At 59.8% G+C, this 18,639-nt stretch carries 21 protein-coding genes; 14 read left to right on the top strand and 7 right to left on the bottom strand.

The window, feature by feature from the left end:
• Nucleotides 1–126 precede the first annotated feature (126 nt).
• Nucleotides 127–1,305 (bottom strand): benzoate/H(+) symporter BenE family transporter, encoded by a 1,179-nt coding sequence (locus tag TM1040_RS16855; protein ID WP_011539804.1) that lies wholly within the window; start codon nt 1,303–1,305, stop codon nt 127–129.
• Between the two features lie 141 nt (nt 1,306–1,446).
• Between TM1040_RS16855 and TM1040_RS16850 the strand changes: the two genes are divergently transcribed.
• The 3 genes from TM1040_RS16850 (at nt 1,447) to smpB (ending at nt 3,521) form a co-directional block, all read left to right on the top strand.
• The gene (locus tag TM1040_RS16850; RefSeq protein ID WP_011539803.1) at nt 1,447–2,010 is read left to right on the top strand and encodes a helix-turn-helix domain-containing protein; all 564 of its coding nucleotides are present in this window, start codon (nt 1,447–1,449) and stop codon (nt 2,008–2,010) included.
• Nucleotides 2,011–2,082: 72 nt separating this feature from the next.
• Entirely contained in the window at nt 2,083–2,949 is an 867-nt protein-coding gene (locus TM1040_RS16845) for a DMT family transporter (protein ID WP_011539802.1), read from the top strand.
• Between the two features lie 95 nt (nt 2,950–3,044).
• The gene (smpB, locus tag TM1040_RS16840; protein WP_011539801.1) at nt 3,045–3,521 is read left to right on the top strand and encodes an SsrA-binding protein SmpB; all 477 of its coding nucleotides are present in this window, start codon (nt 3,045–3,047) and stop codon (nt 3,519–3,521) included.
• A 131-nt stretch (nt 3,522–3,652) separates the two neighbouring features.
• On the opposite strand, the gene TM1040_RS16835 is transcribed toward smpB, so the two are convergent.
• Both TM1040_RS16835 and TM1040_RS16830 read right to left on the bottom strand, forming a co-directional pair.
• Nucleotides 3,653–4,243, bottom strand: coding sequence for an MlaC/ttg2D family ABC transporter substrate-binding protein (locus tag TM1040_RS16835; RefSeq protein ID WP_011539800.1), 591 nt, complete (start codon nt 4,241–4,243; stop codon nt 3,653–3,655).
• 3 nt (nt 4,244–4,246) lie between these two features.
• Complete coding sequence (locus tag TM1040_RS16830) at nt 4,247–5,008, bottom strand: MlaA family lipoprotein (protein WP_044026899.1); 762 nt, start codon at nt 5,006–5,008, stop codon at nt 4,247–4,249.
• A 190-nt stretch (nt 5,009–5,198) separates the two neighbouring features.
• Between TM1040_RS16830 and TM1040_RS16825 the strand changes: the two genes are divergently transcribed.
• The 6 genes from TM1040_RS16825 (at nt 5,199) to TM1040_RS16800 (ending at nt 11,167) form a co-directional block, all read left to right on the top strand.
• Entirely contained in the window at nt 5,199–6,962 is a 1,764-nt protein-coding gene (locus tag TM1040_RS16825; RefSeq protein ID WP_011539798.1) for a type I secretion system permease/ATPase, read from the top strand.
• A complete protein-coding gene (locus TM1040_RS16820) occupies nt 6,959–8,281 on the top strand; it encodes an HlyD family type I secretion periplasmic adaptor subunit (RefSeq protein WP_011539797.1) in 1,323 nt (440 codons plus the stop codon). The genes TM1040_RS16825 and TM1040_RS16820 overlap by 4 nt, the downstream gene beginning before the upstream one ends.
• 111 nt (nt 8,282–8,392) lie before the next feature.
• Nucleotides 8,393–8,854, top strand: a complete 462-nt coding sequence (locus tag TM1040_RS16815; RefSeq protein WP_011539796.1) for a RidA family protein — start codon at nt 8,393–8,395, stop codon at nt 8,852–8,854.
• Between the two features lie 8 nt (nt 8,855–8,862).
• Entirely contained in the window at nt 8,863–9,639 is a 777-nt protein-coding gene (locus TM1040_RS16810; protein WP_011539795.1) for a glycerophosphodiester phosphodiesterase family protein, read from the top strand.
• A gap of 47 nt (nt 9,640–9,686) precedes the next feature.
• The gene (locus TM1040_RS16805; RefSeq protein WP_011539794.1) at nt 9,687–10,874 is read left to right on the top strand and encodes a GNAT family N-acetyltransferase; all 1,188 of its coding nucleotides are present in this window, start codon (nt 9,687–9,689) and stop codon (nt 10,872–10,874) included.
• Nucleotides 10,871–11,167, top strand: a complete 297-nt coding sequence (locus TM1040_RS16800) for a 4a-hydroxytetrahydrobiopterin dehydratase (RefSeq protein WP_011539793.1) — start codon at nt 10,871–10,873, stop codon at nt 11,165–11,167. Before TM1040_RS16805 ends, TM1040_RS16800 begins: the two co-directional genes overlap by 4 nt.
• Nucleotides 11,168–11,311: 144 nt before the next feature.
• Here TM1040_RS16800 and TM1040_RS16795 read toward each other — a convergent pair whose 3' ends face one another.
• Both TM1040_RS16795 and TM1040_RS16790 read right to left on the bottom strand, forming a co-directional pair.
• Nucleotides 11,312–12,181: a CHAD domain-containing protein gene (locus TM1040_RS16795; protein ID WP_011539792.1), complete on the bottom strand. Its 870-nt coding sequence runs from the start codon at nt 12,179–12,181 to the stop codon at nt 11,312–11,314.
• 49 nt (nt 12,182–12,230) lie between these two features.
• Complete coding sequence (locus TM1040_RS16790) at nt 12,231–12,716, bottom strand: peroxiredoxin (protein WP_011539791.1); 486 nt, start codon at nt 12,714–12,716, stop codon at nt 12,231–12,233.
• A gap of 122 nt (nt 12,717–12,838) precedes the next feature.
• Here TM1040_RS16790 and TM1040_RS16785 point away from each other — a divergent pair, with 122 nt between their 5' ends.
• Both TM1040_RS16785 and rsmD read left to right on the top strand, forming a co-directional pair.
• On the top strand, nt 12,839–14,050 hold the full coding sequence (locus tag TM1040_RS16785) for an NAD(P)/FAD-dependent oxidoreductase (protein ID WP_011539790.1): 1,212 nt from the start codon (nt 12,839–12,841) through the stop codon (nt 14,048–14,050).
• Complete coding sequence (rsmD, locus tag TM1040_RS16780; protein ID WP_011539789.1) at nt 14,047–14,604, top strand: 16S rRNA (guanine(966)-N(2))-methyltransferase RsmD; 558 nt, start codon at nt 14,047–14,049, stop codon at nt 14,602–14,604. Before TM1040_RS16785 ends, rsmD begins: the two co-directional genes overlap by 4 nt.
• 154 nt (nt 14,605–14,758) lie before the next feature.
• Here rsmD and map read toward each other — a convergent pair whose 3' ends face one another.
• Together map and sfsA are read right to left on the bottom strand one after the other, a co-directional pair.
• Nucleotides 14,759–15,574, bottom strand: a complete 816-nt coding sequence (map, locus tag TM1040_RS16775; protein ID WP_011539788.1) for a type I methionyl aminopeptidase — start codon at nt 15,572–15,574, stop codon at nt 14,759–14,761.
• A gap of 183 nt (nt 15,575–15,757) precedes the next feature.
• Complete coding sequence (gene sfsA / locus TM1040_RS16770) at nt 15,758–16,456, bottom strand: DNA/RNA nuclease SfsA (RefSeq protein ID WP_044026898.1); 699 nt, start codon at nt 16,454–16,456, stop codon at nt 15,758–15,760.
• A gap of 120 nt (nt 16,457–16,576) precedes the next feature.
• Between sfsA and TM1040_RS16765 the strand changes: the two genes are divergently transcribed.
• The 3 genes from TM1040_RS16765 to TM1040_RS16755 are packed head-to-tail and all read left to right on the top strand — an operon-like array spanning nt 16,577 to nt 18,623.
• Nucleotides 16,577–17,299 carry a competence/damage-inducible protein A gene (locus TM1040_RS16765; RefSeq protein ID WP_011539786.1) on the top strand — a complete coding sequence of 241 codons (723 nt, stop codon included), beginning with the start codon at nt 16,577–16,579 and terminating at the stop codon, nt 17,297–17,299.
• Nucleotides 17,296–18,021 carry a GNAT family N-acetyltransferase gene (locus tag TM1040_RS16760; RefSeq protein ID WP_011539785.1) on the top strand — a complete coding sequence of 242 codons (726 nt, stop codon included), beginning with the start codon at nt 17,296–17,298 and terminating at the stop codon, nt 18,019–18,021. The genes TM1040_RS16765 and TM1040_RS16760 overlap by 4 nt, the downstream gene beginning before the upstream one ends.
• A gap of 29 nt (nt 18,022–18,050) precedes the next feature.
• Nucleotides 18,051–18,623, top strand: coding sequence for a peroxidase-related enzyme (locus TM1040_RS16755; RefSeq protein WP_011539784.1), 573 nt, complete (start codon nt 18,051–18,053; stop codon nt 18,621–18,623).
• The last annotated feature ends 16 nt before the right edge of the window (nt 18,624–18,639 follow it).

The following is an 18,639-nucleotide window of genomic DNA, read 5'->3' as shown; positions in this document are numbered from 1 at the left end:
CTATATTTTTGCCCACAGGGACACTATTCGCGCAGTAAAGGCAACATGTCGGGGCGGTTTGTGGTCACGAAATTACTCAAGGGGCCGCGATTTCAGTGTTTTGCAAAACCGCGGCGGTTCAGGTCATCAGGTCTTGATGGGTTGCGGAAGTGGCAGCGTCGTCAGACGGGTGACAGCAAGTCCTATCAGGAGAGCCCAGAAAGCGGCACCGATTCCCGCAAAAGTCACGCCCGAAACTGTCATCATGAAGGTGATCAGCGCGGCCTCGCGCCCCCGGCTTTCAGCCAATGCGGCCGAGAGGCTGTTGCCGATGGTCGACAGGAGCGCGAGCCCTGCAACGGTGGCGATCAGGGCCTTTGGGGCGATGAGAAACAGGCTGATGACGGTCGCGCCACCCAAGCCCACCAGACAGTAGAGAACCCCGGCAATCACGCTTGAGAGATAGCGGCTCTTGGGATTCTCGTCAGCTTCGGGTCCGGCACAGATGGCGGCCGTGATGGCGGCCAGGTTGAAGGCAAAGCCACCAAACGGTGACAGGATCAGGGATGCTAGCCCGGTGACGGTAAGGCTGGCAGAGACCGGGGGCGGGTATCCGGCACTGCGCAATGTCACCACGCCCGGCATATTTTGCGAACACATGGTCACGACGTACAACGGCAGTCCCACACCAATCAGGACCGGGAGTGAGAACTCTGGTGCCACGAATTCTGGCATGCTGAGGCTGAAGGTGAGGGCATCAAGGTCGCCAAACGATCCTGCCCCCGCGGCCCAGAGGCAGCCGACGAGCAGCACGACCGGGATCGCATAGCGCGGGAAAAGGACTTTGCCCGCCAGAAAGGTGACGCCCATGGCCCCCACGAGTGCTGCATCATCGCTCAGGGCGTGGAACGCCGAGAGTCCAAACTGGAACAGGATCCCAGCGAGGAGCGCGTTTGCAAGCGAGTCGGGGATCAGTTTTGCCAGTCGTTCAAACCAGCCCGTGAGCCCCGTTAGGGTCAGGAGTGCGCCACAAAACAGGAAGGCCCCCACCGCTTGTGGCAATGAGACCCCATCCAGTCCCGTTGCCAGAAGTGCGGCACCCGGTGTCGACCATGCCGTGAGGATGGGCATGCGAAACCGCAAGGAAAGGGTAAGGCTCGTGAGCCCCATACCCAGCCCCAGAACCACCAGCCAGCTATTGGCCTGTGTCTGCGTTGCCCCCACCGCCTCGATGGCCTGAAAGATGATGGCGACCGAGCTGGTATATCCTACCAGCACAACAATCGCTCCCGCAGCGAGGTGAGAGAGTTTGAGGTTGCGCAGCATCAGGGTTTTCCTCGGGCAAGGGCTGGGGTAAGCGTTGTGCGTTATAGCGCACACTACAGTTCGTGCGCTATAACGCACAAGTCATTTTTTCTATGGCCCGTGGATGAGGGCCGCATTGGCCAAAATGGTCAGGGGAGCAGCATGAGCGACGAAAGTATCACGTTGAACTTACGCGAAATTCGCGCGGCGGCGGGTCTGAGTTTGTCCCGGGCTGCGGAACTTACCGGGGTCAGCAAGGCGATGCTTGGGCAGATAGAACGCGGCGAATCCAGCCCGACGATCGCGACGCTGTGGAAGATCGCCAAAGGCTTCCACCTCCCTCTGACGGCGCTGATTGAAGAGAGCACCCGGCCCTCGGGGCGCAGTGGTGAAGTCTATCGCACGGTCGAGTTTCCCGGCAGCATCGCAGTCAAAATCGTCTTTCCCTATGACCCAAGCCTGGGCGCAGAAACATTTCACGTCAGCCTCAAACCCGGGCAAAGCCATGAGTCGCTGCCCCATGATACGGGCGTGACGGAAGAGGTCTTTGTGCTTGAGGGGCGTATGGAGGTGCTGCGGGACGGTGACTGGGTTGCGCTGGAGACAGGGCAGGGCTTGCGGTTTGATGCCGATCAGCCGCATGGGTATCGCAGCCTGAGCACGGGAGCCGCCTTTCTGAATATGCACCACTACCGGCAGGCGGCCCTGTCACGCGCGGCAGATTGACGCCACTGGCTTGTCCTGCGGTTGTGAATGCGCGTACCACTGAGCGCAAGATTTTCGATCAGGGCATTCAGTATGGAACGTGACACCCTGCGAGGCAGCCTGTTGATGGCGCTCGCAATGGCGGCCTTTGCCGTCGAGGATATGATCATCAAGTCGGTCGCCGCTGCGATGCCCACCGGGCAAGTGCTGATCCTTTTTGGGCTGGGCGGGATGGTGATCTTTGCGATCATGGCGTGTGCGCAAGGCTCCGCGCTCTGGCACCCGGGGTTTTGCACGCGTCCGCTGTTGTGGCGCTTTGTGGCCGAAGTCTCGGGGCGTCTGTTCTTCACCCTGGCGATTGTTCTGGCACCTTTGTCCCTGGCCTCAGCCATTTTGCAGGCCACCCCGCTTGTGGTGACCGCCGGGGCTGTGGTGTTTTTTGGCGAGTCCGTGGGCTGGCGGCGATGGCTGGCGATCTGTGTCGGGTTTCTCGGCGTCTTGATGATCCTGCGCCCGGGGCTCAGTGGATTTGAGGCCACCTCTCTGCTCGCAGTTGCGGGCATGCTTGGATTCGCGGGGCGGGATCTGGCGACCCGCGCAGCTCCCAAAACCATGAGCAATGCACAGCTTGGGCTTTTTGGCTTTGCAATGCTGGTGATTGCGGGCGTGATCCTGTTGTCTTGGACGGGCGGAGCAGTTTGGCCAACCGTTGCGCAGAGCGGCACGCTCGCGGCGGCAGTGGCGGTCGGGGTCCTGGCCTATATGGCACTTACGGGCGCGATGCGGACCGGAGAAATCTCTGTGGTTGCGCCGTTTCGCTACACCCGGCTTGTCTTTGCCATGGCGCTAGGAATTGCAGTATTTGGAGAGCGCCCGGATGTGATGACGCTCTTGGGCTCCGCCTTGGTGGTGGGCAGCGGGATCTTTACGCTTCTGCGCAATCAGCGACAGAAGGCGTGAAAGCGCGCCGAGCATGGCCTTTGCAGCACAGAATGCCTGCTTTGTGCATCAGGTGATCTTGCACGCCGTTGCTCGGCGACTTACATCTGCGCCCCATGGCGAAACAAAAGACAGACCCGAATTACAAAGTCATAGCTGAAAACCGGCGCGCGCGGTTTGACTATGCGATCGAGCAGGATCTCGAATGCGGCATCATGCTTGAAGGGTCCGAGGTGAAATCCCTGCGCGCGGGTGGCTCCAACATCGCGGAGTCCTATGCTGCGGTGGAGGAAGGCGAGCTGTGGCTGGTCAATTCCTATATCGCGCCCTACGAGCAGGCGAAGGTTTTCAAGCACGAAGAGCGCCGCCGCCGGAAGCTTTTGGTGTCGCGCAAGGAAATGGCGGATCTGTGGAACGCAACCCAGCGCAAGGGGATGACTCTTGTGCCGCTGGTTCTCTATTTCAACCATCGTGGCATGGCGAAGATCAAGATCGGCATCGCGAAGGGTAAGAAGAACCACGACAAGCGCGAAGCCCAGGCCAAACGCGATTGGTCACGCCAGAAACAACGCCTTCTCAAGGATCACGGCTAACCAGAGTCTGTGGGTTTCCGCGCGCGCTTGAGTGATCAAGCATGGCTTGCCTACATTCAGATCTCATTGCCAAACAACAAGCCCCGAAAGAGCGCACTCTTCCGGGGCCTTATTTATGAGGTCTGAACAGGTCAGCTTAGTTTCTGGAGATCCGAGATCATCTTGTCGATATCACCGCCGTTGCGGTCGATCATCGCGCCGATTTCGGTGCGTTCGGTGAGCAGAAGATTAACGCCTTCAATGAACATGTTGAAGAACAGATCCTTGCCCGAACGGTCTGACACATGGAAAGTGACCTCAAACGGGGATTGGCCGCGCAGATAGGCAACGCAGGAGACCTCGTACCATCTCTTGACCTTCTTGACGTCGGTCACCTCAAGGCGACCGCCGATGAATTCGCGAAAACGGCTGCCGTATTTGCGGGCGATATAGCCTTGGAACGCGTTGGAGAAAGCGCGTTTCTGAGCGTTGGTGGCCCGGCGGGCGTCCACACCCATCGCGTAGGCCGCAATATAGGAGGTGTCGCTGTAGCGTTGGAAAATGCGCTCAAAATCGCCGTACATGGCGCGCTCTGACTTGCCAGAGGCGATCACCTTGTTGATGTCGGACACAAGACCGTTGATCAGGGCCGACGCCGAGCTTTCATTGAGCGCAAGGGCGGGCAACGCTGTGGTGGATACGCCAACCGCTGCAAGCGAGGCGAGGAAGTGACGGCGAAGCATGGCTTAGAACCCTCCGGTATCTAGTTCGAACGGATCGATCTCGGAATTCACGTCTTCCTGCCCCAGCTCGAAACGGCGGTTCTGCAGGTAGATCTGGCGGCCCTGTGCGTAGCTGTCGGCGCTCTCGTAAAGAATCGAATCGATCGTGTCGGAATATGTACCGCGATTGCCAAGCTGATCCACGATCTCGGCCGGGATCTGCAGGTCTTCGGCGGGATTGTTCTCAAACTGGCTGAGCGGGTTGGTGAAAAAGTCGACCACGATCCCGACAGCATCACGGGTGGTGGAGGGACCATAAGCGGGCAGCTCCACATAGGCGCCTTCGCCCGCACCCCAGATATGCAGGGTCTCACCAAAGTCGGTCCGGGCTTCGGGCATCTTGAAATCAGATGCGGGATCGCCAAGCCCACCGATCCCGAGGACGGTGTTCACGGCAAAACGCCCCAGCGCTTGCCCAGCACCTTTGAAATTTCCCTGTAGCAGATAGTTCACTGCGTCGCCAGGCTTGGACAGGTTCTCGGCAAAATTGCCAAAAGCCGTAACCATATCGGGCGGAACCACAGCGACGTAGCCTTTGGACGCCGGGCGGAACGCATAGCGGTCGAGCCCTTTGTTGAACTGGTGAATGGAGCGGTTTGTATTCTCGTAGGGGTCGAAAATCTCACCGGCGGCCTTGGCGGCAGGGTCTTGGGTGGCACAGGCCGAAGTCAGGACCGCCGCGGAAAAGGCCATCGCGGTCACGGATTTTTTAAACAGGGCAATCATGTCTACCAATTCAGTTATAACTGGCGCCGGGTCACGCATCCTAGGGTCACTTAGCAATCTTTGCGTCACTTCCCAGCCCGGATCACAGCAAAGCCATATAATGTGACAGATATGGAACAGATTCCAGTCACTCTTTGAAATGAGTGCCGAGGCTTTATAAGGAAGTGTAGAGGCGCTGTACTGGAAAGTTATGAACAACAAATTTGCAAACGCGGGACGCGCAGAGCTTCTGGCAGTACGCCGTCAAAGCCGCAAACTTTATTGGACGGTTGCTCTGTTCAGCGCATTCGTCAACATGCTGATGCTGACCGGACCGCTCTATATGATGCAGGTCTATGATCGGGTTTTGGGCAGCCGATCTGAGGCCACGCTGCTGGCGCTCACTCTGTTGGTGATTTTCCTCTATGCGATGATGGGGCTCTTGGACGCCGTGCGCGGGCGGATCATGCGTCGCGTCGCGGCGCGGTTTCAGGCGGCGCTGGACAAGCGTGTGTTTGATGCAATGATCCGGCGCTCGGCGATTGCCAATGATCCCGAGGCGCAGACGGGCCTGAGCGATCTGGAGAGCGTGCAGAAATTTATTGCTTCTCCCGGTCTCATGGCCGCATTCGATCTGCCGTGGACCCCAATCTTCTTGGCGGGGATTGCCTTGTTTCACCCGTGGCTGGGGATGCTGGCGATTGGAGGTGGCAGCGTGCTGATCGCGATTGCGCTGCTCAATCAGCTCTTGAGCGCGGCCCCCAGCAAAGCCGCGATGGTCAGTGGTCATCACGCGACCCTTCAATCTGAAGAGATCCGCACCGAGGCGGAGATGATTCAGGCCATGGGCATGCGCGAATCCGCATTCCAGCGTTGGAGACACGCTCGAGACAAGGCGCTGGCGGATTACGTTGTCGCGTCGGATGTCACCGGGAGCTTCAGCACTGTGACCAAAACCCTGCGCCTGTTCTTGCAATCGGCGATGCTTGGTCTTGGCGCTTATTTGACGCTTCAGGGCGAGGTAAGTGCGGGCGCAATGATCGCGGGTTCGATCCTTTTGGGACGTGCGCTCTCACCGATTGAGGTCGGTCTGGGGCAGTGGCCTCTGGTGCAGCGCGCACGCAAGGGCTGGAGCAATCTTGAAACCCTCCTGAGCAAGACCCCGCCAGAGCCTATTCGGACAGCCTTGCCAAAGCCCAAGGCGAAACTGGAGGTCGAGGCGGTCGCCGCCACCGCCCCCGGCGAGACGCGCCCGTTGCTGCGCAACGTGACTTTTCGGGTGGAGCCGGGCGAAGCCATCGGCGTGATCGGCCCCTCGGGATCCGGCAAGTCTACCCTTGCGCGCGTGTTGACCGGGGCGTGGCGTGCGGCGGCTGGGACCGTGCGCCTGGATGGCGCAGCGCTGTCACAATACGATCCCTCGGTGCTCGGGGATCACATCGGGTATCTGCCGCAACGGGTAGAGCTCTTTGAAGGTACGATCGCGCAGAACATTGCCCGCCTCGCCTCGTCCCCCGACGCGCAGGCGGTGGTCGAGGCCGCGAAGGCCGCTGCGGCGCATGAGATGATCGTGAGCCTGCCCGACGGCTATGACACCAAGGTGCGCTCTGGCGGTGGTCGCCTCTCTGGCGGTCAGATGCAGCGCATCGGCCTGGCTCGGGCCCTTTATGGCGACCCGGTGATCCTGATCCTGGATGAGCCGAACTCCAATCTAGACAATGATGGCTCTGTTGCCTTGAATAATGCAATCAAGAGGCTGAAATCACATGGGAAATCTGTTCTCATCATGGCCCATCGTCCCGCTGCCATTCAGGAATGCGACAAGCTTTTGGTCGTGGAGCAAGGCGCGATGGTGGCCTTTGGCCCCAAAGATGAGGTGCTGCGGAAAATGGTTGCAAATCACCGCGAACTGCAACCCTCTGGTGCGCGCCGCCCGGCTCAGGGAGCAAATGCGCTGAAGGGAGGCCCTCGATGATCGACCCAATGACTGAGACAGCGCACAAAAGCTGGTCCGTACGCGGAGCCCTGATCGCGGGCGCGTTGGGTGTGATCATTCTGCTTGGCGGCTTTGGTACCTGGGCGGTTTTTTCCAATATCGCCGGGGCGGTTGTCGCCTCTGGCCAGATCGAAGTGGATCGCAATCGTCAGGTTGTGCAGCACATCGATGGCGGAGTCGTGGAAGACATTCTTGTGGACGAAGGCGATCTGGTCACCGCTGGCCAGACCTTGGTTCGTCTTGACGCGGTGGACCTGCGCTCGCAGCTTACGATTACCGAAGGACAGTTGTTTGAGATGATGGCCCGCCGAGGCAGGCTCGAGGCCGAGCGCGATGAGGTGGACACCATCAGCTTTGATGCAGAACTCCTGACGCTGGCGCAGCAACGCCCCGAAGTGGCTGAACTCGTCGAAGGGCAAGCCCGCCTGTTTCGCGCCCGACGCGAGTCGGTGCGCCGCGAGGTGGAGCAACTTGAAAAGCGCGCGGTCCAGATCGAGGATCAGATCACTGGCGTGCGCGCCCAGCAGGAGGCCACACGAGAACAGCTGGTTCTGATCAAAGAAGAGCTCAGCAACCAGCAGTCCCTGCTGGATCGAGGTCTTGCGCAGGCGTCGGTGGTGCTGAACCTCCGGCGCAATCAGGCCAACCTGCAAGGGACGCTGGGCGAGTTGATTGCGAGTGAGGCGCAGGCACGCGGTCGCATCACCGAGATCGAAATCGAGGCGCTGAAGCTCCGTAATCAGCGCCGCGAGGAGGCCATCACCCGCCTGCGCGACCTGCGCTACAGAGAGCTCGAGTTGATTGAAACGCGCCGTTCTCTGATTGATCGACTGGGCCGTCTGGACATTACCGCGCCTGTTTCGGGCGTGGTCTATGGGATGAGTGTGCGCACCCCACGTTCCGTCATCCGGCCCGCCGACCCTGTACTCTATCTGGTGCCGCAGGACCGACCCCTGGTGATCGCTGCGCGGGTTGCGCCGACGGATATTGACCAGATCCATGTCGGCCAGGCGGTCTCGATCAGATTGCCCGCGCTGGATCAGCGCCAAACGCCGGAGCTGTTTGGATCGGTGACGCTGTTTTCGGCGGATGCTTTCCAGGACGAAACCACCGGGGCCTCCTACTATCGCGCCGAGATCGAGTTGAATGCGGGCGAAATGGATCGGCTCCCGGAGGGCACGGTTCTCATCCCGGGGATGCCGGTCGAAAGCTTTATCCGCACTGCTGATCGCTCGCCATTGGCCTATCTTGTAAAACCACTTTCGGACTATTTCGTACGCGCGTTCCGCGAAAGTTGAGGAACGCGTAGAAACCTGTCCAAAGGGGTCGCATTTGCCTCTTTTCCCGCTGAGGCTTCCACTGTAGCGTCCGGCGAAATGACACACGGACGTTGATACAGGAGCCCAATCATGAGCATCGATGCGAAACTGCAATCTCTCGGTCTGACCCTGCCAGAGGCCCCGGCTCCGGCTGCGAACTACGTGCCTTTTGTCGTGTCCGGCAACATGGTCTATGTGTCTGGACAGATTTCTGCGGATGAGAATGGTCTGATCACCGGCTGTCTCGGTGCGGATCTCGATGTCGAAGCGGGTCAGGCCGCGGCAAAACGTTGCGCTCTGTCGCTGTTGGCTCAGGTCAAGGCGGCTTGTGGGGGCGACCTCGGCAAGCTGAAGCGCGTTGTGAAACTGGGCGCCTTCGTGAACTCGACCGCCGATTTCACGCAGCAGCCGCAGGTGGTCAACGGTGCCTCCGATCTTTTGGTCGAAATCCTTGGCGATGCAGGCCGTCACGCGCGCTCGGCTGTGAGCTCGCCGTCGCTGCCAATGGGTGTCGCGGTCGAGATCGACGGCGTGTTTGAAATCGAAGTCTGACACCCCTCATGACAGCCCCACGCCTGCCTTTGGCCTTTTTGCAGCGCCCGATCACGCATCGAGCGCTGCATGGTCTTGACGAAAATTGCCCCGAGAACAGCCGCGCCGCCATCCGCGCGGCAATCGCGGCGGGGTATGGCATCGAAATCGACCTGCAATTGTCCGCCGACGGGCAGGCGATGGTCTTTCACGATGATGAACTCGACCGGTTGACGGATGCCACCGGTCCCGTTCGCGCGCGCACCGCGGTGGAGCTCGGCACTATCGCGCTGCGTCATGGGGACGGTGAATGCATCCCAAGCTTTGCCGAAGTTCTGGAACTGGTGGCCGGGCAGGTGCCGCTTCTGATCGAGATCAAGGATCAGGACGGCGCGATGGGGACAAATGTAGGGGCGCTGGAGGCTGCAGCGATTACGGATTTGCGCGATTATCAGGGCGATGTCGCGCTCATGTCCTTTAATCCCAACAGCATGGCCGAAGTGGCGCGGCTCGCGCCCCATTTGGCGCGGGGCCTGACCACTAGCGCCTATGATCCGCTCGAGTGGGCGCCGCTGTCGCCGGCGCGCTGCGACGAATTGCGAGACATTCCGGACTTCGAGCGTGTCAGCGCGAGCTTTATCAGTCACGAGGCGAGTGACGTGGGCTGTGACCGGGTGCGCAGCCTGCGCGCCGCTGGGGTGCCCGTCTTGTCCTGGACCCTACGCACTCCGGCGCAGGAGGCAGAGATCGCCAGTCTCGTCGATAACGTCACGTTTGAAAACTATCTTTCTGCCTTCGGCGCTTGATCGGACGCGTCCGGCGCCCAAATAGGGAAGAAGACGACGGGGGCAAGATGGATCAGGCGCAAATCGAAATCCAGGTGTTGAGCAGCCTGTCGCAGATCGCGGCATCGGACTGGGACGCCTGTGCCTGCCCAGAGGCTGAGGCCGGCGGGCGACCGCTTGATCCCTTTACCACGCACCGGTTCCTGAGCGCGCTCGAAGACAGCGGCTCGGTAGGGCAGGGGACCGGCTGGCAGCCGCAGTACCTTACCTGCTATCTCGATGGGCAACTGGTCGCCTGCGCGCCGCTCTATGCCAAGGGGCACAGTCAGGGCGAATATATTTTCGATCACAATTGGGCGCATGCCTATGAGCGAGCGGGTGGGCGCTACTACCCAAAGCTGCAGGTCGCGGTGCCGTTTACCCCGGCCACCGGACGCAGATTTCTTGTGCGTCCAGGCTATGAAGAAATCGGCATCTCCGCCTTGCTTCAGGGCGCGGTACAATTGGCGTCTGACAATCAGCTGTCCTCTCTTCATGTGACATTCTGCACCTCCGACGAGGCTGAGGCCGGGCGCGAAATCGGCCTGATGTCACGCAGCTCTCAGCAGTTTCACTGGCTCAATGACGGCTACGCGGGGTTCGAGGCGTTCTTGGCGGCGCTCTCATCTCGCAAGCGCAAGAACATCCGCAAGGAACGCAAACAGGCCCAGGGGTTTGGCGGCAGTATCGAAACCTACACCGGCGCAGACCTGCGTTCCGAGCATTGGGATGCTTTCTGGCGGTTCTATCAGGATACTGGCAGCCGAAAATGGGGCACGCCCTATCTGACGCGTGCGTTTTTCGAAATCATCCATGACACAATGGCCGAGGACATGGCGTTGGTCTTGGCTGAGCGGGACGGCGTGCCGGTCGCGGGTGCGCTGAACTTTATCGGGGCCAAGACGTTGTATGGCCGGTACTGGGGGTGCATGGAACATCACCCCTGCCTGCACTTTGAGCTGTGCTACTATCAGGCGATCGATCTTGCCATCGAGATGGGACTGGATCGGGTCGAGGCTGGCGCGCAGGGCGAGCACAAACTGGCGCGTGGCTATTTGCCAACCGAGACCCACAGCCTGCATTGGGTCGCAGATCCGGGGTTTCGTGCAGCTATCGAACAATATCTGGAGGCAGAACGGGCTGCCGTAGGAGAAGAGATCGAGATCCTCACCTCCTATGGGCCGTTCAAGAAGACCCATGTGGAGGAACAGGAATGACCGAGAAGCTTTCCGATGAAACCCGAGGCCCCCTGCTGGAGCCATTATTCGCTACGGGATGGGAACTTGAAACAGGACGAGATGCGATTCGAAAAACCTATGAGTTTGCGGACTTTGTGGAGGCCTTTGCCTTCATGACAAAGGCCGCGATCTGGGCGGAAAAATGGAATCACCATCCAGAATGGAGCAATATCTACAACAAAGTGACGGTTGTTCTGACCACCCATGACGTCGGCGGGGTGAGCTCCCTCGATGCAAAGCTCGCCCGAAAGATGGATGGTCTGACCTCCTAGCTCTTGCAGAGAGCGGTAAGGACACAACAGGTGCGCCAGATCGGAAGGCGCTAGGCAGCCAGCGCGCAGTCTCATCGCGTTCTTCAGGTCAGAGACGGTGTTCAAGCATCGAGGCGCTGCGCCACGAGGGCACCGCGCCAGGGGTTAGTGAAGTGGCAAGCCAACCGTCGCGCGCCAGAGTTTCTGCAATCGCTTGTGATCGAGCCCGACCCCTGCCTCTTTGGCTTTGATCAACTCCTGCGCGATATGGCGCTCTGCCGAGCCCTCTTCCATATCTTGCATCAGATCCTCGAGCCGGTCACGCACGGCACTTGCATCGCGCGCTGCGACCATGGAATCCAACAGCTTTTTCAGCTGTTTGAGAAAGGCTTTGGTCTTTTTTGAGGGAAACATCGACTGAGTGAATTCAGCCGTCGCCCGTAGCTTGCGCAGGCTCTTGCGGAAGCTGTCGCGTGCCTGGGAATCCAGGCGTTTCAGGGTCTCTCCGTGCTTGAGAGCCTGGCTGAGGCGCAAATCAAGGGTCTCGATGCAGAGATCTTCGAGCTTCTCAGGACTATGCGCAGCCGGCTTCCAGAACTCAGTGTCGCGCATTTCGTTTCCCTGCGCGATCAGCGCCTGAACCCGGTCACTCACGAGCAGCGTGCGAAGCTGCTGACGCTCTTTTTCAATGCGATTGAGGACGCGCACCTCGAGGCTCTGCAAGGCGGTGTTGTCCGGCAAGGCGACGCGCGCCGGGGTCAATGTATCTTGCCATAGCAAGTAGAGATCCCGCAGACGCGTGACCTCTGCTGCCAGCCAGCGCGCCTCTTCAAGGAGGGCTTTGTTGTGCTCGGTGGGAAGCATCGGGCGAAACAGGGTCAACCCGCTACGCAATCGCCTGAGCGCCACCCTCAGTGCCTGTGCACTGTCAAAGGAATCGTCGCGCGCCACGAAGGTGCGCGCGGCGTCGATTTCATCCAGTACCTCGGCCATAATCGCGGCGGGGTGCTTCGCGGTGCTGTGCGCGTCAGTCATTCGTCTTTGTACAAAGCCTTAGCAATACGGGCGGTTCGAACTGACCCGATTACAACGCATCCAGCAGCCCTTCACCAGCAGACACTTCACATGTTCCCGGACTTTCTTCGAGGTGCAGGATTTTTACCTCACCATCCTCGACGATCATTGCGTAGCGTTTGGAACGCCCGATGAGCCCGGCTGGTGGCGCGTCAAAACGCATCCCGATTGCATCGGTAAAGCTGCACTCCGCATCTGCCAGCATGGTGATTCCCGCCTCGGTTGCCCCGGTGGCCTCGCCCCAGGCTTTCATGACGAAGGGATCGTTGCCTGAGATACAGATGATTTCGTCAACGCCTTTGGCCGCAAACTGGTCCTTGGTACGAATGAAACTCGGCACATGCGCAGAGTGGCAAGTGGGAGTAAAGGCGCCCGGCACAGCGAAAATGGCCAGCTTGCGCCCCTTGGCGAGGTCTTGGATCGCAACCGCTTCGGGGCCTTCGGCGCCCAGTCGGGTCAAGGTGGCCTCGGGGAGTTTGTCTCCAACAGATATCATGTGGTCGATCCTTTATGCTCTCTGGGGCGCCCTGGCGATTTTGTGCAATTGCATCCCGGCGCGCCCTCCATGTAGGGTTCGCTCGAACGGTATATCAACTGCATCAGGAGACAAGAGCCCAGATGACTCATATCGCTGTGATTGGCGCAGGTCAGGCAGGGTCCTCCCTGGTTGCCAAGCTGCGCAAATGCGGATTTGACGGTGAGATCACCCTGATCGGTGCCGAGAAGGTGCTCCCGTATCAACGCCCTCCGCTGTCCAAGGCCTATTTGCTGGGTGAAATGGAACTTGAGCGCCTGTTTCTGCGGCCCGAGAGTTTTTATGCCGAGAACAACATCACCCTGCGTCTTGGTACCAAGGTGGATGCGATCGACGCGGCTGCAAAGACTTTGCAGATCGGCGACGAAACGCTGTCCTATGATCAGCTTGTGCTCACGACTGGGTCGCACCCACGTCACCTGCCTGCTGCCATCGGTGGCGATTTGGGCGGTGTGCATGTTGTGCGCGACCTTAAGGATGTAGACGCGATGGCCCCCGCGGTTACGGATGGCGCGCGCGCATTGATTGTCGGCGGCGGTTATATCGGCCTCGAGGCGGCCGCGGTCTGCGCCAAACGGGGTGTATCAGTCACGTTGGTTGAAATGGCGGACCGCATTTTGCAACGAGTCGCCGCGCCAGAGACTTCCGATTACTTCCGCGCGCTGCACAGCGCGCAAGGTGTAGACATCCGCGAGGGCGTGGGCCTGTCGCATCTGGAGGGAGACGCAGGCAAGGTGACCTGCGCGGTGCTGGCGGATGGCACCCGTCTCGATGTGGATTTTGTGGTCGTTGGTGTCGGGATCACCCCAGCCTCTGAACTGGCCGCAGACGCGGGGCTCGAGATCGAAAACGGCATTCGCACGGATGAGCTGGGCCGCACCTCGGATCCGGCAATCTGGGCCGCAGGCGATTGCGCATCCTTTCCGTATAAGGGCCAGCGAATCCGCTTGGAAAGCGTGCCAAACGCAATTGATCAGGCCGAAGTGGTGGCGGAAAATCTCCTAGGGGCAGAAAAAGCCTATGTGGCTACGCCCTGGTTCTGGTCGGATCAATACGATGTGAAACTGCAAATTGCGGGTCTGAATTCAGGCTATGACAATGTTGTGACGCGTCAGGGCGCAGATGGCTCCATGTCCTTCTGGTATTACACCGGGGATCAACTGGTGGCTGTGGATGCGATGAATGATCCACGCGCTTACATGGTAGCAAAACGCTTGATCGAAGCCGGAAAAACGGCGGACAAGGCGATTGTGGTCGATCCCGAAGCGGATCTGAAGCCGCTCCTCAAGGCATGAGGATCATTGCCGGCGCGTTTCGGGGCCGCGCCCTCGCCTCCGTGGGCAAGGGCGATGCGGGCGCGCATTTGCGCCCGACCACCGACCGGGTCCGCGAAAGCCTGTTTAATGTCCTGGCGCACAAGATGGATGTCTCGGGCGCGCGGGTGCTGGACGTCTTTGCCGGGACGGGCGCGCTCGGCCTCGAAGCCTTGTCGCGCGGGGCCGAGAGCGTCGCATTTGTCGATGATGGTCGGGTGGCGCAGGGGTTGATCCGCAAAAACATTGACCTGTGTCGCGCTGGCGAAAGCTGCCAAATCCTGCGCCGCTCCGCGCTAAAACTCGGACAAAATCCAGCCGAGGGTCACGATCTCGTCTTTCTGGATCCGCCATACGGAAAATCGCTTGGGCACAAGGCGCTCGACGCGCTGCGGGACGGCGGCTGGATTGCACCCGGCGCGCTTGTCGTCTGGGAAGAGAGCGCCCCCATGACCCCACCTCAGGGATTCGATTTGGACGATCAGCGCAAATACGGCGACACGCACGTGACGTTTCTCTGGTCGCAGGGTACGTAGAGGTCACACCCGCCGCCTTGCAGCGCTGCATCACCACACAGGCCAACAAAAAAGCCTGCACTGGGGTGCAGGCTTGGCTTTCTTCTAACCTCAAGTATCCCGGGGTGAATGGCCCGTAAGGGCCAGAGGGGCAGCGCCCCTTGCCCCGTCAGGGTCAGTCTTTGTCGTACGTCGGGTGAAACCGGCCTGCGGGCGAGAGCGTGAATATGTCCACCCCGTCAGATGTCACGCCAACAGAATGTTCAAACTGTGCCGACAGCGATTTATCGCGTGTCACAGCCGTCCAGTCGTCGGCCAAGACCTTGGTTTCGGCCCGGCCAAGGTTCAGCATCGGTTCGATGGTGAAGAACATGCCCTCTTCGAGCACCGGCCCAGTACCCGGGCGGCCGTAGTGCAGTACGTTTGGCGGGGCGTGAAAGACCTGACCTAGGCCGTGACCGCAGAAATCGCGCACCACGCTCACGCGCTGGCTCTCCGCATAGGACTGGATCGCGTGACCGATGTCACCGAAGGTATTGCCGGGCTTGACCACTTCGATCCCCTTCATCAGGGCATCATGGGTAATCTGGATCAGGCGTTCCGCCTTGCGGGGCAGCTTGCCTGCCACATACATGCGGCTGGTATCCCCAAACCAGCCATCGACGATCACCGTGACGTCGATATTGAGGATGTCCCCGTCCTTGAGCTTTTTGTCCCCGGGAATGCCGTGGCACACCACGTGGTTGATCGAAATGCAGCTTGCGTGCTGGTAACCTTTGTAGCCGATGGTGGCCGAGGTCGCGCCGGCATCCTCGACCATCTGGGTGATGATCCGGTCGATCTCGCCTGTGGTCTGGCTCGGAAACACATGCGCCGCGATGTCGTCCAAAATCTTGGCCGCAAGCGCACCTGCCTTGTGCATGCCAGCAAAGTCGGCTTGCTCATAGATGCGGATGCCGTCTTTGGTGGTGCGGCCGGTCTTGGATCTCATTGGGCGTGCTCCATCACGTTTGTTTGACTGCTATTTAGGGGTTTCATCGCCAAAGAGCCAGAGGCAGCGGTGCCTCTTTCGCTGCCCCGAGGACCGAAATGCGGTGGTTTTGCTCGGATCTTGGGCGAAACGCCTCTGGTCGAGGGCTGCGCGCGGCTCCGCGACAGAGGCGTCTTTTTGGGGTTAGCTCGGGAGGATATCGCCTATTTTTACGCCCTCTGGCGTGATGGTGGTGCCGATCACCAGCCGCTCAACGCCTTTGGCGTGGGCGGTTTCGAACTCGGCAGCGTAGGCTGGGTCTATATCAGCGGCGAGAGCAAAGCGGTCGCAATCCGTACGCTGAACGAGATAGAGCATCACGGCCCTGTGGCCGGCTTCCGCCATAGCTGCTAGTTCGCGAAGGTGTTTGGTCCCCCGCGCGGTGACGCTATCGGGAAACTCCGCAAGGCCCGGCTGGCGTGACAGTGTCACGCTTTTGACCTCGACATAGCACCGCGGCAGCTTCGCATCCGTCAGCAAAAAGTCGATCCGGCTGTTCTGCCCGTACTTCACCTCGGCCTGAACCTCGGAGTAGGCGGCGAATTCTGCAATTTCGTGCGCCTCCAGCGCGGCTTTGAGCGCACGATTTGGAACAGATGTATCGACACCGGTGAAATGGCCATTCGTATGCTCCACCAGCCGCCAGCCGTATTTGAGCTTTTTCTTCGGGTCGTCGTTGGGTTCCAGCCAGACCCGCATGCCCGGCTCGGCCAAGCCCATCATCGAGCCTGGATTGGCGCAATGGGCCGTGATCTCGCGGCCGTCCTCAAGCCGGCAATCCGCCAAAAAGCGTTTGTAGCGTTTGATCAAGGTCGCGGGGATCAAGGGGGTCGGAAATCTCATGCCGTGGTGATGGGCCATATTCCGCGCGCTGTCAAAGCGTCAGAGGCCCAATCCGCTTGCACCGACTGTCGGGGCGGCTATCCTCTTGGTGGACGCCGCAAAACTCACAGGAGACGAGCCATGCCCAACCCCACCGCCGCGATGCTTGTGATCGGGGATGAAATACTGTCTGGGCGCACACGCGATGCAAATATGTACTATCTCGCTGGCGAATTGGCCAAACACGGCGTTGACCTAAAGGAAGTCCGCGTGGTGAGCGACGACGCGGCTGCAATCGTTACTGCCGTCAAAGCGCTGTCAGGGGCCTATGACCATGTGTTTACCTCTGGCGGGATTGGCCCCACGCATGATGACATCACCGCAGATTGCATTGCCGAGGCTTTTGGGGCCGCGATTGATGTGCGCGCCGATGCCCGCGCGATCCTCGAAGAGCATTACGCCAAGACAGGCGCAGAGCTGAACGAGGCGCGTTTGCGCATGGCCCGCATACCCGATGGGGCCGCGTTGATTGACAATCCCGTATCGCGCGCGCCCGGTTTTACCTTGGGCAATGTTCACGTTATGGCGGGGGTGCCGGCGGTGTTTCAGGCAATGGTGGAAACCGTTCTGGCCACTCTGGCTGGGGGTAAGCCCCTCCTGAGTCAAACCTTGCGTGTGGAGCGCGGGGAGGGCGAGATTGCCGCGACCTTGTCGGCGCTGGCAGAAAAATTTGGCGACCTCTCGATTGGCTGCTACCCGTTTCAGGTCAACGGTGCTTTTGGCGCCAATGTCGTTGTGCGCGGAACAGAAGGCGCGCGTGTGGACGCCGCAATCACAGAGCTTGCACGGGATCTCGGCGTGTGACAGAGGCGCAGACCGATCCCAAATATTATGATGTGGTAGAGGCCACATGGCCTTGTCTGCGATGCGAAAAGCTAGGCGATATCACTTTGCGCGTCGGTGCAGGCGGAGGGAGCCGTGTGAGTGCCGCAACCTGCGACGCCTTGGTGAGTGACGCCCAGATCGCCCAAGCCGAAGCGGCAATGCAGGACTTCGACCAGCCGCGCCTGTTTATGATCCGCGATGGGCAAGACGCGCTCGACGGTCAGTTGGAACGCTTGGGCTATGCGGTGATGGACCCGGTCGCCCTCTGGACGGTCGCACCGTCAATGTTGACGGATGTCGAAATCCCGCGGGTGACGACGTTTTGCCTGTGGGAGCCCTTGGCCATCCAGCGAGAAATCTGGGCCACTGGTGGCATTGGACCTGAACGTCTGGCCATCATGGAGCGGGCAACTCGTCCCAAGACTTCGATCTTGGGGCGTTGGGACGATAAACCTGCAGGGGCAGCCTTTGTCGGGATGCATGAAGGTATTGCCATGCTGCATGCGCTTGAGATCCTGCCGCATCAACGGCGCAAGGGCATGGGCGTTTGGATGATGCGGCAAGCCGCCTATTGGGCTGCCGAGCAAGGCGCAACCGAGCTTGCGGTCCTGTGTACCCGTGCCAATGCTGGCGCCAATGCGCTCTATGCCCGTCTGGGGATGCAGCAGGCTGGCGGTTATCACTACCGGATCAAACGCTAGAAGACCACGCGCCGGAGGAGGGCGTTGAAATGACGAAACCAAAGGAGCCAACCGCGCTAGACCTGCCCATGGCTGATCCACTTCCCGACGAGACACAGAAATATTTCGAGATCTGCCAAGAGAAGCTGGGCATGGTTCCAAATGTGCTCAAGGCTTATGCCTTTAACGTCGAGAAGCTGAATGCCTTCACGGCGATGTATAATGATCTGATGCTTGGGGAGAGCCAACTCTCCAAGCTGGAGCGCGAGATGATCGCGGTTGTGGTTTCCTCGATCAACAAGTGCTTTTATTGCCTCGTAGCCCATGGTGCGGCAGTGCGACAATTGTCCGGAGATCCGCAATTGGGCGAGATGCTGGTGATGAACTATCGTGTTGCCCCCTTGGATGCGCGTCAGCGCGTGATGCTGGACTTCGCAGCCAAGATGACCCGCGCAAGTGCCGAGATCGAAGAGGCGGACCGCGAGGTGCTGCGCAGCCACGGTTTCAACGATCGTGACATTTGGGACATTGCCAATGTCACCGGCTTCTTCAACATGACAAACCGTGTCGCCAGCGCCACTGCCATGATGCCAAACGCAGAATACCACGGGCAGTTTCGGTGACCACGAAGGCTGGCTC

Origin of the sequence: Ruegeria sp. TM1040 (assembly GCF_000014065.1) — a bacterium.
Lineage (GTDB): Bacteria > Pseudomonadota > Alphaproteobacteria > Rhodobacterales > Rhodobacteraceae > Epibacterium.
This window is presented reverse-complemented; position numbering and strand designations above follow the sequence as displayed.

Bases quoted from the DNA above. Each gene is read 5' to 3' on its own strand.
- TM1040_RS16855 (WP_011539804.1), bottom strand. From the start codon at position 1,305: ATGCTGCGCAACCTCAAACTCTCTCACCTCGCTGCGGGAGCGATTGTT.
- TM1040_RS16850 (WP_011539803.1), top strand. From the start codon at position 1,447: ATGAGCGACGAAAGTATCACGTTGAACTTACGCGAAATTCGCGCGGCG.
- TM1040_RS16845 (WP_011539802.1), top strand. From the start codon at position 2,083: ATGGAACGTGACACCCTGCGAGGCAGCCTGTTGATGGCGCTCGCAATG.
- smpB (WP_011539801.1), top strand. From the start codon at position 3,045: ATGGCGAAACAAAAGACAGACCCGAATTACAAAGTCATAGCTGAAAAC.
- TM1040_RS16835 (WP_011539800.1), bottom strand. From the start codon at position 4,243: ATGCTTCGCCGTCACTTCCTCGCCTCGCTTGCAGCGGTTGGCGTATCC.
- TM1040_RS16830 (WP_044026899.1), bottom strand. From the start codon at position 5,008: ATGATTGCCCTGTTTAAAAAATCCGTGACCGCGATGGCCTTTTCCGCG.
- TM1040_RS16825 (WP_011539798.1), top strand. From the start codon at position 5,199: ATGAACAACAAATTTGCAAACGCGGGACGCGCAGAGCTTCTGGCAGTA.
- TM1040_RS16820 (WP_011539797.1), top strand. From the start codon at position 6,959: ATGATCGACCCAATGACTGAGACAGCGCACAAAAGCTGGTCCGTACGC.
- TM1040_RS16815 (WP_011539796.1), top strand. From the start codon at position 8,393: ATGAGCATCGATGCGAAACTGCAATCTCTCGGTCTGACCCTGCCAGAG.
- TM1040_RS16810 (WP_011539795.1), top strand. From the start codon at position 8,863: ATGACAGCCCCACGCCTGCCTTTGGCCTTTTTGCAGCGCCCGATCACG.
- TM1040_RS16805 (WP_011539794.1), top strand. From the start codon at position 9,687: ATGGATCAGGCGCAAATCGAAATCCAGGTGTTGAGCAGCCTGTCGCAG.
- TM1040_RS16800 (WP_011539793.1), top strand. From the start codon at position 10,871: ATGACCGAGAAGCTTTCCGATGAAACCCGAGGCCCCCTGCTGGAGCCA.
- TM1040_RS16795 (WP_011539792.1), bottom strand. From the start codon at position 12,181: ATGACTGACGCGCACAGCACCGCGAAGCACCCCGCCGCGATTATGGCC.
- TM1040_RS16790 (WP_011539791.1), bottom strand. From the start codon at position 12,716: ATGATATCTGTTGGAGACAAACTCCCCGAGGCCACCTTGACCCGACTG.
- TM1040_RS16785 (WP_011539790.1), top strand. From the start codon at position 12,839: ATGACTCATATCGCTGTGATTGGCGCAGGTCAGGCAGGGTCCTCCCTG.
- rsmD (WP_011539789.1), top strand. From the start codon at position 14,047: ATGAGGATCATTGCCGGCGCGTTTCGGGGCCGCGCCCTCGCCTCCGTG.
- map (WP_011539788.1), bottom strand. From the start codon at position 15,574: ATGAGATCCAAGACCGGCCGCACCACCAAAGACGGCATCCGCATCTAT.
- sfsA (WP_044026898.1), bottom strand. From the start codon at position 16,456: ATGAGATTTCCGACCCCCTTGATCCCCGCGACCTTGATCAAACGCTAC.
- TM1040_RS16765 (WP_011539786.1), top strand. From the start codon at position 16,577: ATGCCCAACCCCACCGCCGCGATGCTTGTGATCGGGGATGAAATACTG.
- TM1040_RS16755 (WP_011539784.1), top strand. From the start codon at position 18,051: ATGACGAAACCAAAGGAGCCAACCGCGCTAGACCTGCCCATGGCTGAT.